General features: G+C 68.0%; 13 protein-coding genes and 1 tRNA gene. 2 read left to right on the top strand and 12 right to left on the bottom strand.

Annotated features, from left to right (window positions below):
- Positions 1-67: 67 nt before the first annotated feature.
- Positions 68-784, bottom strand: a complete 717-nt coding sequence (locus EV138_RS24145; protein ID WP_133981061.1) for a TetR/AcrR family transcriptional regulator — start codon at positions 782-784, stop codon at positions 68-70.
- 60 nt (positions 785-844) lie between these two features.
- Here EV138_RS24145 and EV138_RS24140 point away from each other — a divergent pair, with 60 nt between their 5' ends.
- Positions 845-1684 (top strand): alpha/beta fold hydrolase, encoded by an 840-nt coding sequence (locus EV138_RS24140; protein WP_238158318.1) that lies wholly within the window; start codon positions 845-847, stop codon positions 1682-1684.
- Between the two features lie 84 nt (positions 1685-1768).
- Here EV138_RS24140 and EV138_RS24135 read toward each other — a convergent pair whose 3' ends face one another.
- The 5 genes from EV138_RS24135 to EV138_RS24115 all read right to left on the bottom strand — a co-directional run bounded on the left by EV138_RS24135 (position 1769) and on the right by EV138_RS24115 (position 7346).
- On the bottom strand, positions 1769-2755 hold the full coding sequence (locus tag EV138_RS24135) for a helix-turn-helix transcriptional regulator (protein ID WP_133981060.1): 987 nt from the start codon (positions 2753-2755) through the stop codon (positions 1769-1771).
- A gap of 92 nt (positions 2756-2847) precedes the next feature.
- The gene (locus tag EV138_RS24130; RefSeq protein ID WP_133981059.1) at positions 2848-3759 is read right to left on the bottom strand and encodes a DUF3800 domain-containing protein; all 912 of its coding nucleotides are present in this window, start codon (positions 3757-3759) and stop codon (positions 2848-2850) included.
- 387 nt (positions 3760-4146) lie between these two features.
- Entirely contained in the window at positions 4147-6513 is a 2367-nt protein-coding gene (locus EV138_RS24125; RefSeq protein ID WP_133981058.1) for an ATP-binding cassette domain-containing protein, read from the bottom strand.
- Between the two features lie 31 nt (positions 6514-6544).
- Positions 6545-6883 (bottom strand): VOC family protein, encoded by a 339-nt coding sequence (locus EV138_RS24120; RefSeq protein ID WP_133981057.1) that lies wholly within the window; start codon positions 6881-6883, stop codon positions 6545-6547.
- 268 nt (positions 6884-7151) lie between these two features.
- Entirely contained in the window at positions 7152-7346 is a 195-nt protein-coding gene (locus EV138_RS24115) for a VOC family protein (RefSeq protein WP_133981056.1), read from the bottom strand.
- Positions 7347-7497: 151 nt separating this feature from the next.
- Between EV138_RS24115 and EV138_RS24110 the strand changes: the two genes are divergently transcribed.
- Positions 7498-8340: an alpha/beta fold hydrolase gene (locus EV138_RS24110; RefSeq protein ID WP_133981055.1), complete on the top strand. Its 843-nt coding sequence runs from the start codon at positions 7498-7500 to the stop codon at positions 8338-8340.
- 299 nt (positions 8341-8639) lie between these two features.
- Here the strand turns inward: EV138_RS24110 and EV138_RS24105 are convergent.
- The 6 genes from EV138_RS24105 to glp all read right to left on the bottom strand — a co-directional run bounded on the left by EV138_RS24105 (position 8640) and on the right by glp (position 12702).
- Positions 8640-8712 (bottom strand) — tRNA-Ala (locus tag EV138_RS24105).
- A gap of 103 nt (positions 8713-8815) precedes the next feature.
- Complete coding sequence (gene sepX, locus EV138_RS24100) at positions 8816-9757, bottom strand: divisome protein SepX/GlpR (RefSeq protein ID WP_133981054.1); 942 nt, start codon at positions 9755-9757, stop codon at positions 8816-8818.
- Positions 9758-9855: 98 nt separating this feature from the next.
- Positions 9856-10473, bottom strand: coding sequence for a GNAT family N-acetyltransferase (locus EV138_RS24095; RefSeq protein WP_133981053.1), 618 nt, complete (start codon positions 10471-10473; stop codon positions 9856-9858).
- Positions 10473-10961: a MogA/MoaB family molybdenum cofactor biosynthesis protein gene (locus tag EV138_RS24090; protein WP_133981052.1), complete on the bottom strand. Its 489-nt coding sequence runs from the start codon at positions 10959-10961 to the stop codon at positions 10473-10475. Before EV138_RS24090 ends, EV138_RS24095 begins: the two co-directional genes overlap by 1 nt.
- Positions 10958-11479, bottom strand: a complete 522-nt coding sequence (moaC, locus tag EV138_RS24085) for a cyclic pyranopterin monophosphate synthase MoaC (RefSeq protein WP_133981051.1) — start codon at positions 11477-11479, stop codon at positions 10958-10960. Before moaC ends, EV138_RS24090 begins: the two co-directional genes overlap by 4 nt.
- Positions 11476-12702, bottom strand: a complete 1227-nt coding sequence (gene glp / locus EV138_RS24080) for a molybdotransferase-like divisome protein Glp (protein WP_133981050.1) — start codon at positions 12700-12702, stop codon at positions 11476-11478. The genes moaC and glp overlap by 4 nt, the downstream gene beginning before the upstream one ends.
- Positions 12703-12706: the final 4 nt, after the last annotated feature.

Raw genomic sequence — 12706 nt, 5'->3', positions numbered from 1 at the left:
GGCGTACCCCCTCAGATCTGAGCACCACCCCCTTATCAATGGCTGAACGGGGAGTTCGAGGTACAGGTCAGCTCAGACCGGCCAGCAATAGCGCGATCGCGCCGGTGAAAGCGTCTTCGGCTGCCTTGATCCACGGTTGGGGGCCCTGGGTCGACTGGTGGCGGGCGATCGCGGTGCTCTCCGGGTAGCGCTCGGCGAAGTCTGGGGCGACCGCCTGGAGCGCCTTGCCTCGCTCCGCCCACCACTCCGCGCTCTGAGCCGACTCCGCCAGCGCCTCGACCTTCCGCTTCGCTGCTTCGCGGACGATGCTGTAGAGCGCGCTCGTCACCGTCGGCCGAACCGCGAGCGGCACCTCTGCGCGTGCCAGCAGCCGCAGGAGCCCCTCGAGCACATCCTGCTCGTGCGGCCCGAATCCAGGTCGCGCCTGCGACACCTCGAGAACCCAGGGGTGGCGGACGTAGAGCTCACGTAGCTCCTGACACCACGCCGTGACAGCCTTCCGCCAGTCCGCTATCTTCCGCGGAGTCGGCACCTCGGCGTGAACGCGATCGTGCATCACCGTGATCAGCACCTCGCGACCCGGCACGTACGTGTACAGGGACATCGCCGTGCGATCGAGTTCCTTGCCGACGGCACGCATCGTCACTCCCTTGAGCCCGTCCCGATCGGCGATGCCGATCGCGGTCGTGACGAGTTGGTCGACGGTGAGCGTCTGATTCGGCCCGCGCCGGGGTGCCGGCGCCTTGCCCCAGAGCAGCTCGAGCGTGCGGACGGCGTCTTCCACTTTTCTCCTTACGTCGTAAAGTGTTACCGTCGAAACACTATACAACGTAAGGAGTACTTCGTGACGGCAACCCTGCACGACGGCAGCACCATCGAGTTCACGACGTACGGACCGGCCGGCGCGCCGGCGTTGCTGTTGCCGGTCGATCCGGCACCGGCCGTCGAGGGTCCTGAGACCGACCAGCTTCGGGCCTGGGGTGCGGATCCGGCGCTGGGCCACTCGTTGACCCACGGATTCGGCGAGCACTTCCGGGTCATCGCCTTCGATTACGAGGCACAGCTCCAGGCCCATCCGAAGCCGGCCACCCTCACTCCTGACAACCTCGTCGCCGACTTCCTCGCCGTCGCGGATGCGGCCGAAGCGCCGACCTTCGCGTACTACGGCTACAGCTGGCTCGGCCTCGCCGGACTCCAGGTCGCCCTCCGCACGGATCGCCTGACTGCCTTGGTGATGGGCGGTTTCCCGCCCCTGGACGGCCCGTACGACGCGATGCTCCAGGTCACCGAGGCGACGTACGAGCTGGCCGGCGGCCCGGTGTCGGACCAGCCGGTCGAGCCGGGCGACTGGGATTCCACAGAAGTTGCCATGAGCAAGGATCAGGCTCAGCAGTTCCTCAGTCTCTACCGATCCCTGCAGTCCTTCGACGATCACGCCGCTCAGTCGCGCCTCAGCTGCCCGCGGTTGTGCATCGCCGGCAGCGCCGACAACATCCAGTACGGCGAACGCTGGCGCAACGCCTACGTCGCCATCGGCGAAGCCGTCGAGAAGAACCGGTCGAGACTCAAGGACCTCGGCTGGACTGTCCAGTTGCTGGATGGCCTGGACCATATGCAGGCCATGCACGCCGACAAGATCCTCCCGATCGCAAAACCCTGGCTCCGCGAGCACCTGAACGCCTGAGAGCGCCGGCCGGCTCGGCGCACGCAGTACCGGCCGGCTGGTGTGGCCGGCGGCGTCCCGGCCGGCCGGCGTACGGCGTACTGGCTAGCGGGCCAGGTATTTGCGGATGTCGTCGGCCACTTGGGCGCGAGTCGTCATCTGGTACTTCTTCAGGATCGCACTCAGGTGCGTCTTCACCGTATTGAGGCTGATTCCGAGTTCCGCCGCGAGCTGATCGTTGTCCAGACCGTCGACCAGCAGCACCGCTACGCCTTGCTGGGCCTTGGTGAGACTCGCGTACCGCTGCTCGGGCCCCAGATCCGTCTCGAGCATCATCTCGATCAACTCGGACTGGATCTGCTCGGCGGCCTGGACGAGCCGGGTCAGGTACCCCTGAACGACGGGGCTCGCCGCCTCCGGTTCCGCCATCGCCTCGCCGGCGATCTCCCGCAACGTCCCGATCCGGTGCGCGAGGTACTCCATCACGTGATCCGAGGTGAGCTGGTTCGGTGTGTCGTCCCCCGCGGGCAGGCGGCGTAGCGCGTCGCGGTCCTCCACTTCGCGGGTGAGCACCCGGGCCACCACGCCCGCCAGCCACTCGAACGCCCGGACGACGTTGTCGTCGTATGTGTCCGGCTCGTAACTGTGCATGGAGATCATGCCGAACAGTTGCCCGTCGCCGGACGGGGCCGGGCGGAAGAGTGGCACCGTTACCACATCGGCCGACACCCGTTTCGAGTCGCCGAACATGTGGCCGGCTTGGAGAACGGCGCCGTTGTCGTAGGCGAAGCGATAGGTCTGCCGGTGCTTGAGCAGCCACGCGGTCTGCCCACTCGGCCCGAAGTTGTGGGTATCGGGCTCGTCGAACTTGCCGGAGTCGTAGCCGTACGGATAGCGCACCCGGCTGGTGCCCTGCAGGAATCCGACATAGAAGGTGTCGACCCGGGCGATCTTGCCGACCACCGCGCGAACATAGTTGTAGAGGCTGTAGTGATCGCCTCGGTACAGCGCCTCGATCTTGTGATACGCCTCGCGCAGGATGATGGCGGTTTCGGCATCCACCCGCAGCGGAGCTGGTTTGTCTGCATCCACAGCCGCGGACCCCCTCGTGTTCAGATCCATCCTGAACTATGCCGAGGTCACCCTTCGTTGCCAAGTCCCCATCCCGGTACCGGCGGCCGCGTTCAGGAGGTGAGGCGGTGCCAGCTGGACGAGTCGGACCAGGTCGAGAGCGGATCGACGTACGGGCGGAGCAGGGTGGTGAGCTCCGCGTCGTCGGTGCCTTTCAGCTGGTCGGAGGCGATCTTGCGGGCGACGCCGGCCAGGAAATCCGCGACCTGGACCCGCGGGTGGGAGAAGGAGTCGACCAGTTCGAGCTCGGCCAGGTTCCCGGTCAGCTGCTTCAGTTGGGCGATCCGGTCGGGCGAGAGGGTGGTCTGGCGGTCGTGGGCGATCGCCACGGTTCGATCGGGTTGGCCCCAGTACTCGATCGCGCGCACGATGGCGGGCATCAGGGGATCCAGCGGCGGGATGCCGCGGGGGTCGTCGAAGAGGCCGGCGCGCACCTGGTCGGCGTACGGGCGGGAGTACTTCAACGGCTCCACTTCACTGAGGGTGAGCGCGTCGACTGCCTGGTAGAACGATTCGACCGGTGTGGTCGCCTCGGGGAGGTCCTTGGCTCTCAGGAGGTTGTTCGCTGTCGCGAGGAAGGCTCCCCATGCGGGTCCGCCCGTACTGCGGCCCGCGGCGTACAGGTCGGCGGCCAGCGTGGTGTCGGTGCTGGTGAGGAACGCGACGAGTCGAGAGACCAAGAAGTAGGCCTTGTCGACCAGCTGGACCTGGGCCTGACCGGACAACGGCCCCGACGAGCCGAGCAGCCAGATGAGCACCGGGCGATGCTTGGACCGCAGTACATGGTTCGCCTTGTACTCCGTGGCAGGCGACCTGATGCGCTCGCGAAGCTCCTTGATGCAGCGGGCGGCCGCCTCCTCGTCGAGCGCGACGGCGGCGTGCGCGAACACGTCCGTCACCCCGCCGATCAGCTTCTCCCCCTCGTACCCGGACTCGTCACAGGCGATCTCGACGGGAGGCTTCACCCGACGACTCTCTCACCGGCAGGGGCCGCTCGTACACGAAAAACCGCCGCCCCCTGAGCGAGAGCGGCGGTCGCGGATGATGCGGGACTTCTCCACCTATCGAGCTCACCACCAGATTGAGCCCGTTCTACTGGATACCTCTCACTGCCGGCGCAGGCGCCCTCCCAGGACCTTCGCCGTACTACACCATCCGCGACCACTCTCCGGACGCCCAGTTTGTCGAGCCCCTGTCCTCCGATTCCGCGCCCCCACGGAATCGGTTCCCCCCGACATACCCCCCGGCGTCCCCTCCACGATCCCACCCACTACCGAGCGTTGACTATCGCCCACCGCATGACCTTGAACGCTCATCTACCTCACCCCAGGGATGAGATTCCCAGGTGGCGCTCACCGGCCGAGGTAGGTCGCCAGGTGCTCGCCGGTGAGGGTGGAACGGGCTGCGACCAGATCGGCGGGGGCACCCTCGAAGACGATCCGGCCGCCGTCGTGGCCGGCACCGGGGCCCAGGTCGATGATCCAGTCGGCATGCGCCATCACCGCCTGGTGGTGCTCGATGACGATCACCGACTTGCCGGAGTCGACCAGCCGGTCGAGCAGGCCGAGCAGGTTCTCGACGTCGGCCAGGTGCAGACCGGTGGTCGGCTCGTCGAGGATGTAGACGCCGCCCTGCTCGCCCAGGTGGGTGGCCAGCTTGATCCGCTGCCGCTCACCACCGGACAGCGTGGTCAGCGGCTGGCCGAGCGTCAGGTACCCGAGCCCCACGTCGACCAGTCGGTCGAGGATCTTGTGGGCGGCCGGGAGCTTCGCCTCGCCGTCGCCGAAGAACGCCTCGGCCTCGGCGACCGGCATCGTCAGCACCTCGCTGATGTTCTTGCCGCCGAACTTGTACTCCAGCACGGACGCCTGGAACCGCTTGCCCTCGCACACCTCGCAGGTCGCCGCGACCCCGGCGATCATCCCGAGGTCGGTATAGATCACCCCGGCGCCGTTGCAGTTCGGGCAGGCGCCCTCGGAGTTGGCGCTGAACAGCGCCGGCTTCACGCCGTTCTCCTTCGCGAACGCCTTGCGGATCGGCTCGAGCAGCCCGGTGTACGTCGCCGGGTTGCTCCGCCGCGAGCCCCGGATCGCCGCTTGGTCGACCGAGACCACGCCGTCGCGGCCCGACACCGAGCCACGGATCAGCGAGCTCTTGCCCGAACCGGCCACGCCGGTCACGACGGTCAGGACGCCGAGCGGGATGTCGACGTCGACGTCCTGGAGGTTGTGGGTGTTCGCGCCGCGCACCTCGAGTACGCCGGCCGGCGTACGGACCTTCTCCTTCAACGCCGCCCGGTCGTCGAGGTGGCGACCGGTGATGGTGTCGCTCTTGCGCAGGTCGTCGAGGCTGCCCTCGAAGACGATCTCGCCACCCTTGCTGCCGGCCTCCGGGCCGAGGTCGACGACGTGGTCGCCGATCGCGATCATCTCCGGCTTGTGCTCGACGACCAGGACGGTGTTGCCCTTGTCGCGCAGCCGGAGCAGCAACTCGTTCATCCGCTGGATGTCGTGCGGATGCAGCCCGATCGTGGGCTCGTCGAAGACGTAGGTGACATCGGTGAGACTTGAACCGAGGTGCCGGATCATCTTGGTGCGCTGTGCCTCACCACCGGACAGGGTGCCCGCCGGCCGGTCGAGGCTGAGGTAGCCCAGGCCGATGTCCACGAACGAGTCGAGGGTCTCGCTCAGCGCCTCCAGCAGCGGAGCCACCGACGGCTCCTCGAGCCCGCGGACCCACTCGGCCAGGTCGCTGATCTGCATCGCGCACACGTCGGCGATGTTCATCCCGTTGATCTTCGAGGAGCGGGCCTCCTTGCTGAGCCGGGTGCCACCGCACTCGAGGCAGGTGGTGAAGGTGACCGCCCGCTCCACGAAGGCGCGGATGTGCGGCTGCAGCGAGTCGACGTCCTTGGACAGCATCGACTTCTGGATCTTCGGCACCAGGCCCTCGTAGGTGAGGTTGATGCCGTCGACCTTGATCTTGGTCGGCTCCTTGTAGAGCAGGTCGTCGAGCTGCCGCTTGGTGAACTTCTTGATCGGCTTGTCCGGGTCGAAGAAGCCGCAGCCGCCGAAGATCCGGCCGTACCAGCCGTCCATACTGTAACCGGGGATCGTCAGCGCACCGTCGTTGAGCGACTTGTTCTCGTCGTACAGCTGGGTGAGGTCGATGTCGTTCACCGCGCCCCGGCCCTCACACCGTGAACACATGCCGCCGAGGATGCTGAAGCTGCGCCGCTCCTTCGTCTTCCGGCCGCCGTGCTCGATGGTGACCGCGCCGGCGCCCGAGATCGACGCGACGTTGAACGAGAACGCCTGCGGCGAACCGATGTGCGGCTTGCCGAGCCGGCTGAACAGGATCCGCAGCATCGCGTTCGCGTCCGTCGCCGTACCGACCGTGGAGCGCGGGTCGGCGCCCATCCGCTCCTGGTCGACGATGATCGCGGTGGTCAGGCCCTCGAGTACGTCGACGTCGGGCCGGGCCAGCGTCGGCATGAACCCCTGCACGAACGCGCTGTACGTCTCGTTGATCATCCGTTGCGACTCGGCCGCGATCGTACTGAACACCAGCGAGCTCTTGCCCGAGCCGGAGACCCCGGTGAACACCGTCAGCCGGCGCTTCGGGATCTCCAGGCTGACATCCTTCAGATTGTTCACGCGTGCCCCGTGCACACGGATCAGATCGTGGCTGTCGGCAACATGCTCAGGCGACTTGCTCATCTTCTCCCCATCTGTCGTCCGGACCGCGATCCTAATCCTGCAGCAGGCCGAGGACATTCCCGTCAGGATCGGTGAAAGTCGCCACCCGCCGCGTCCCACCGACGTTCCGCGGCTCCTGCTTGACCGTCCCACCGGCCGCGGTCACCTCCGCCAACTTGGCCTCGATGTCCGCAACATGCCAGTACGACACCGGCCCAGCCTCATCACTCCCCGGCACCAGCCCGATGTGCTGCCCCTCGACATCGAACCCCACGTAGTACTCCGAATCCGCCGACGGCTCGGCCCCGAGCAACGCGCCGTACAGAGCCTTCGCCTTCCCCAGATCCGTCACCGGGTGCAACACCGTCTTAATACCCTCAGTCCCGCTCATCACCACTCCTAGCTCTCTACATCCGTACGCCGAGACCCCCTCGACACCCCTCACGCTATCCACCCCCACCCCACCCCGCTTCTCGATTCCTGACCACTTGCTCGGGTGATTCCCCCCGCCCCCTTCCCGCGCCCGTTCCTCCGTCACTCCCGCTCCAGAGCGCTCCCGCCCACCCCTCCCCGCCGCTCCTCCGTCGCGCCTCGCGCCCGGCTGCGGCTTGCCTCCTGCCGTCCGCTACTACGACCGATTTCGCCGATCAGGCTCCTGCTCACGGAGTCGGCGGGGTTCCCTCGCGCCGGCTGGCCAGCTCGTACAGGTGGCCGTCCGGAGCTCGGAAGTGGATTTGCTCCCACTCGCTGTCCTGCTCCACCGAGCCGACAGCGGCGACACCGACGGCTTCCAGTTCGGTCAGGGCCTGACGCACGTCGTCGACCTCGAACCACCGCACATTCCTGACCTGCATCGCCCACCTCCAACGATCCTCTCAACTATGAACGCGCCCCTCCTCGCTGGACATTGACCCGTGCGATGTCTGCTTCGGCCTGGCCCGTTCGTCGTAAGAACAAAAGAGCTGACGAGTTTCGTACTGTGTGATGGACCGGAAGGAACCGGAAATGCAGATCAAGGTCAACGGTGTCGAACTGTGCGTGGAGACCTTCGGCAACCCAGCGGATCCCCCGGTGCTGCTGATCGGCATCACCATGCTGAGCTGGCCTGACGAGCTGTGCACCGCACTGACCAGCCGCCATGTCGTGCGCTACGACTTGCGTGACACCGGCCAATCGACGTACGCCGACCCGGAGGCACCCGACTACGACCTGCGCGACCTGGTGACCGACGCCTCCGAGCTGCTGTCAGCCCTGGAACTCGGCCCCACCCACGTCGTCGGAATGGGCGTCGGCGGCTTCATCGCGCAACTCCTCGCCCTCGACCACCCCGACCAGGTCGCCTCGCTGACACTGGTCTCCACCCGTCCGGTCGCCCCCGGCCCAGTCGACGCCGACCTCCCAGACCACGCACCGGAAGTGATGGCACAGGTCTTCGGCCGTCCCGCCCCGGACTGGACCGACCGCAACAGCGTCATCGACTACATGGCGGAGTCCACGCGCCTGCTATCCGGCTCGCGAGGATTCGACGAGCAGGACGCCCGGGCAACCGCCGGGGCAATCTTCGACCGAGCCGCACCAACTCCGAAGGCCCAGCGCGCAAGCCATCTCGGCACCACGTTCGGCGCCATCAACTGCCAACCTCGCTGGCGCGAACGCCTCGGCGAAATCTCAGTACCGACCCTCGTGGTGCACGGCGACGAGGACCCCTTCTTCCCACACGGCAACGGCGTTGCCTTGTCCGACGAGATCCCAGACGCCACGCTCCTCACCCTCCCCCGCACCGGCTCCGGCCTACCGCGCGCAACCTGGCCCACCGTCGTCGACGCCCTCCTGCGCCACACCTCCTGACCACCGTCCGACCCCGCGCAGCACCTACAACAACGACGTCCGCGCGCTGTCTCAGCGGCAGCCCTGGAACGGCCTACGGAGCCGACGTGGTGGCGCCCGGTATGGCCGAAGCCGTAACGAGCCGCAGAAGGCAACCCGCACCCACGCACGAGCCGCGACGGAGGAGCAGCGGGAACGGGCGGGTGGGAGCGTCCGGAGTGTGAGCGACGCAGGAGCGAGCACGCAGGCGCGTGGGCGACCTACGCAGTACGAGCAAAAGGCCGGTCTCCCGAAGGGGAGGACCGGCCTTGTTTTCTGGGTGGAGCTGAGGGGATTCGAACCCCTGGCCTCTTCGTTGCGAACGAAGCGCGCTACCAACTGCGCCACAGCCCCAGGTTGTCGCGGTGGTGCCTTGCGACCGCGAAACTCTAACACGCAGATGGTCGCTGTTCGAAACCGGGCGCTCCGACCTCGCCCATCCTGTGGGTGGGCGAGGTCAGTCGCCTACGGCTCGGCGGATTTCTGGTTCTTCTTCGATGGGGGCGGCGGGTTCCGGTACGACGGGGGCCGCCTCGGGGTCGGGGTCCGCGGTGCGGGCTGAGGAGAAGACCTCGGGGCCCGACAGGCTGATCGTGCGAACCGTCGGAGCGGGGGCCTTCTCCTTCATCACGTACGTCGGGAGGGTGACCGGGACCGGGTCCCAGAGGCCTTCCGCCGCCGGCTCCGGAGCAGTCACGACGGGCTCGGCGGGCTCCGCGATCGGGAGCTTCACTTCGACCGTCATCTCGTGGTCGGGCGAGGACGAAGGCGCCGACGCCGGGCCGCAGTCGTGGTGGGCCTGCGCACGGGCACGTCGCTCGGCGATCAGGGCGGCGCGCTCGCGAGCCTGGCGCCGGAGCTGGACGCGGGTCAGTACGACGAACGCGACGATCAGCGTCGCCGGGATCGCGACGGTCCACCAGAGCAGGATCTCCAGCCCGGCAAGGGCCGTCATCGACAGCAGCGAAAGGGTCAGGATCGACAGCACCCGCCGGCGGCGCATGGCGGCCACCCGGCGGGCTCGGTTCGGTACGTAGCGCGCCGGCGGCGACGAATCCGTCCCGACCGGCTCGGCATGCGAACCCGAGCCACCCGAAGCCGAGGAGCCCGAGCCCGAGCCCGAGCCCGACGAACCGGCCGAGCCCGACGAACCCAGAGCACCGGAAGAACCAACAGCACCGGAAGAGCCCGACGTACCAACAGCACCAGCCGGTCGTACGACGTACTTCGAGCGCGACTGGACGTCGTTGTTGCGCGCCAGGACGCGCGCGTCCGACGACGAGTACTTCTCCGCCGTGCGGCGCCGGTTGACCTCGTCGCCCCGCTTCAGCAGCATCGGGACGAGGTAAGCAGCCCACGCGGCGACGATCGCCACATAGATCAGCCCTGTCGTCCCCATGCGACGACGCTAAGACCAGCAGACGGCGAGTTCCGGTACGTGAGCCGGTGTGTCGCAAGAAGACTCGTGTGACTGGTGTGAATAAGCACGCACCGTGATCAGGGCAGTCGTGCTACCAGGCCCGGTCCGACTTCCTCGGCGTTCAACGCGAAGATGCGATGGTCCCGCCACTCTCCGTCGATGTGCAGGAACCTCGGCCGCTCGCCTTCGTAGCGGAAGCCGAGTTTCTCCACCACTCGCAGACTCGCCTTGTTCTCCGGCCGGATCGCGACCTCGATCCGGTGCAGACCGAGCGTGAACCAGCAATGGTCGGCCGCCAGCGCGACCGCGACCGGGACGATGCCGCGACCGGCGTACTGCTCGTCGACCCAGTACCCGAGGTTCGCCCACCGCGCCGATCCGTAGGTGATCCCGGAGACGGTGAGCTGTCCTACCAGGGGCCACTTCGAGCGCGGACCGGGACCGGCGGCACCGCCGTACGTGATGACGAACGGCAGCATCCGGCCGTACCGCGCCTGCCGGTTCCAGTCGCGCGCCATCGACCGGAACGTGCGCGCACCGTCCTCAGCACCCGGCGGCTGCGTGGCGTCCCAGGGTCGCAGCCAGCTGATGTTGCGCTGGCGCGCCGCGCTCCACTCCGGTCCGTCGCTCGCCTTGAGCGGCCGGAGCTGAACCGGTCCGTGCTGGAGCTCAACCGGCCAGTGCACGACAGCCATCAGACCTCGTCCGACCGCGGATGATCGCCGCCCCGGACCTGGTCGACCGCGTGGATCAACACCGGCTCCAGCACGGCCAGCCCATCCTTCACGCCACCGCGCGAGCCGGGCAGGTTCACAATGATCGTCTGCCCGGCGACCCCGGCCAGCCCGCGCGACAGCGAAGCAGTCGGGATGCCCTTCGCCACGCCGTACGCGCGAATGGCCTCGGCGATCCCGGGGATCTCGGTCTCCAGTACTGCGGCGGTCCGCTCGGGGGTCTCATCGGTCGGCGAGATCCCGGTGCCACCCGTGGTCAGGACGACGTCGTACGCCGAACCGACCGCGGCGACCAAGGCTTCACCGACAGGTGCGCCGTCCGGCACGACCTGCGGGCCGTCCACCTCGAAGCCCCAGGAAGCCAGCGCGTCCACGATCAACGGGCCGGTCGTATCCGAGTAGACCCCGGCCGCAGCGCGGTTGGACACGCTGATCACGAGCGCCTTCACGGGCGGACCCAGTGTCCGGTCTTGCCGCCTTCTTTGGATTCCACCCGTACGTCGGTGATCACGGCGGCCGGATCGAGCGCCTTCACCATGTCGACGACCGCGAGGCCGGCCACCGTGACGGCGGTCAGCGCCTCCATCTCGACGCCGGTGCGGTCGGTCGTCTTCACGGTGGCGACGATCTCCACCGCGTCGTCTGCCACCGAGAGATCGACCTTGACCCCGGTGATCGCGATCGGGTGGCACAGCGGGATCAGCGAAGGGGTCTGCTTGGCGCCCATGATCCCCGCGATCCGCGCGACGGCGAGCGCGTCGCCCTTCGGCACGCCGTCACCGCGCAGCGCGGCAACCACCTCGGCGCTCACCAAAACCTTGCCCGAGGCAACAGCCCGCCGGGCACCGGTGTCCTTGGCCGAGACATCCACCATCCGCGCCGCACCACTCGCATCGACATGCGTCAACCCACCCGCGGCGCCATCAGCACCAGCAGCGTCGCCGGTCCGGCCAGCGTTGTCGGTCATCCGGTCTCCTCGTCCAGCAGCCACAGCTCGGCCTGGTCGCCGGCCCGGACGGCGGTGACGTCCTCGGGCACCACGATCAGCGCGTTCGATCGGCTCAACCCGCCGAGCAGGTGTGAGCCGTGCCCGCCGACTGTACTGGCCATCCACCCCTGGTCGCCGGAGGTGGCCGCGGCCCGGACGAACTGCCGCTTGCCCGCCGGCGAGGCGAACCCGTCGAGCACGATGCCCTGCACCGGCGTACGGCGGTACGGCATCGCCCCCATCAGCTTGCGCAGCGCGGGCCGGACGAACACCTCGAACGACACGTACGCCGACACCGGGTTGCCCGGCAAGGTGAAGATCGGCACCTCGTCCTCGCCCATCACGCCGAAGCCCTGCGGCTTCCCGGGTTGCATCGCGACCTCGGGGAAGTCGATCGTGCCGAGCTTGCTCAGCACTTCCTTGACGACGTCGTACACCCCCTTGCTCACCCCACCGGAGGTGATCACGAGGTCAGCACGCACGAGCTGGTCCGACAAGGCGTCCATGATCTTCTTCGGGTCGTCGTCGACGATGCCGACCCGGTAGACGACAGCCCCGGCTTCCCGCGCCGCCGCCGCGAGCGTGTAGCTGTTGGAGTCGTAGATCTGCCCCTCGTGCAGCCGCGTCCCGGGCTCGCGCAGCTCCGCTCCCGTGGACACCACAACAACCCGCGGGCGTGGGCGAACCGTCACGCGAGCGCGCCCGACAGCAGCCAGTACGGCGATCTGCCGCGGCCCGAGCACTGTGCCGGCGTCCATCACCTTGTCGCCGGCCTTCAGGTCCTCACCAGCACGGCGTACGGAAGCGCCGAGCGGAGGCTGCTGGGTGATCCGCACGCTGGCGGCTCCCCCGTCGGTCCACTCGACCGGGACGATGCTGTCCGCGCCGCGCGGCATCGGGGCGCCGGTCATGATCCGTACGCAGGTGCCCCGGGTCACGACGATCGGCTCGCTCCGCCCGGCGGCGATCTCACCGACGACGGGCAGCCTGATCGGGTTGTCCTGAGCTGCCCCGGCGAGGTCGGCAGCCTGTACGGCGTACCCGTCCATCGCGGAGTTGTCGAAGCCCGGCAGGCTCACCGGCGAGACGACGTCCTCACAGAGCACCAGCCCGAGCGCCTCCATCAACGGCTGCTCGAACGGCGGCAGCGGCCTCACCCTGCCGAGAACGACTTCCAGATGCTCGTCAACGCTCCTTCTCACCCAA

The organism is Kribbella voronezhensis (assembly GCF_004365175.1).
GTDB lineage: Bacteria > Actinomycetota > Actinomycetes > Propionibacteriales > Kribbellaceae > Kribbella > Kribbella voronezhensis.
This window is presented reverse-complemented; position numbering and strand designations above follow the sequence as displayed.

What these genes read in the sequence shown, in the direction of transcription:
- EV138_RS24110 (WP_133981055.1), top strand. Translation starts at nt 7,498, where the DNA reads ATGCAGATCAAGGTCAACGGTGTCGAACTGTGCGTGGAGACCTTCGGC.
- moaC (WP_133981051.1), bottom strand. Translation starts at nt 11,479, where the DNA reads ATGACCGACAACGCTGGCCGGACCGGCGACGCTGCTGGTGCTGATGGC.
- EV138_RS24125 (WP_133981058.1), bottom strand. Translation starts at nt 6,513, where the DNA reads ATGAGCAAGTCGCCTGAGCATGTTGCCGACAGCCACGATCTGATCCGT.
- EV138_RS24120 (WP_133981057.1), bottom strand. Translation starts at nt 6,883, where the DNA reads ATGAGCGGGACTGAGGGTATTAAGACGGTGTTGCACCCGGTGACGGAT.
- EV138_RS24095 (WP_133981053.1), bottom strand. Translation starts at nt 10,473, where the DNA reads ATGGCTGTCGTGCACTGGCCGGTTGAGCTCCAGCACGGACCGGTTCAG.
- sepX (WP_133981054.1), bottom strand. Translation starts at nt 9,757, where the DNA reads ATGGGGACGACAGGGCTGATCTATGTGGCGATCGTCGCCGCGTGGGCT.
- EV138_RS24115 (WP_133981056.1), bottom strand. Translation starts at nt 7,346, where the DNA reads ATGCAGGTCAGGAATGTGCGGTGGTTCGAGGTCGACGACGTGCGTCAG.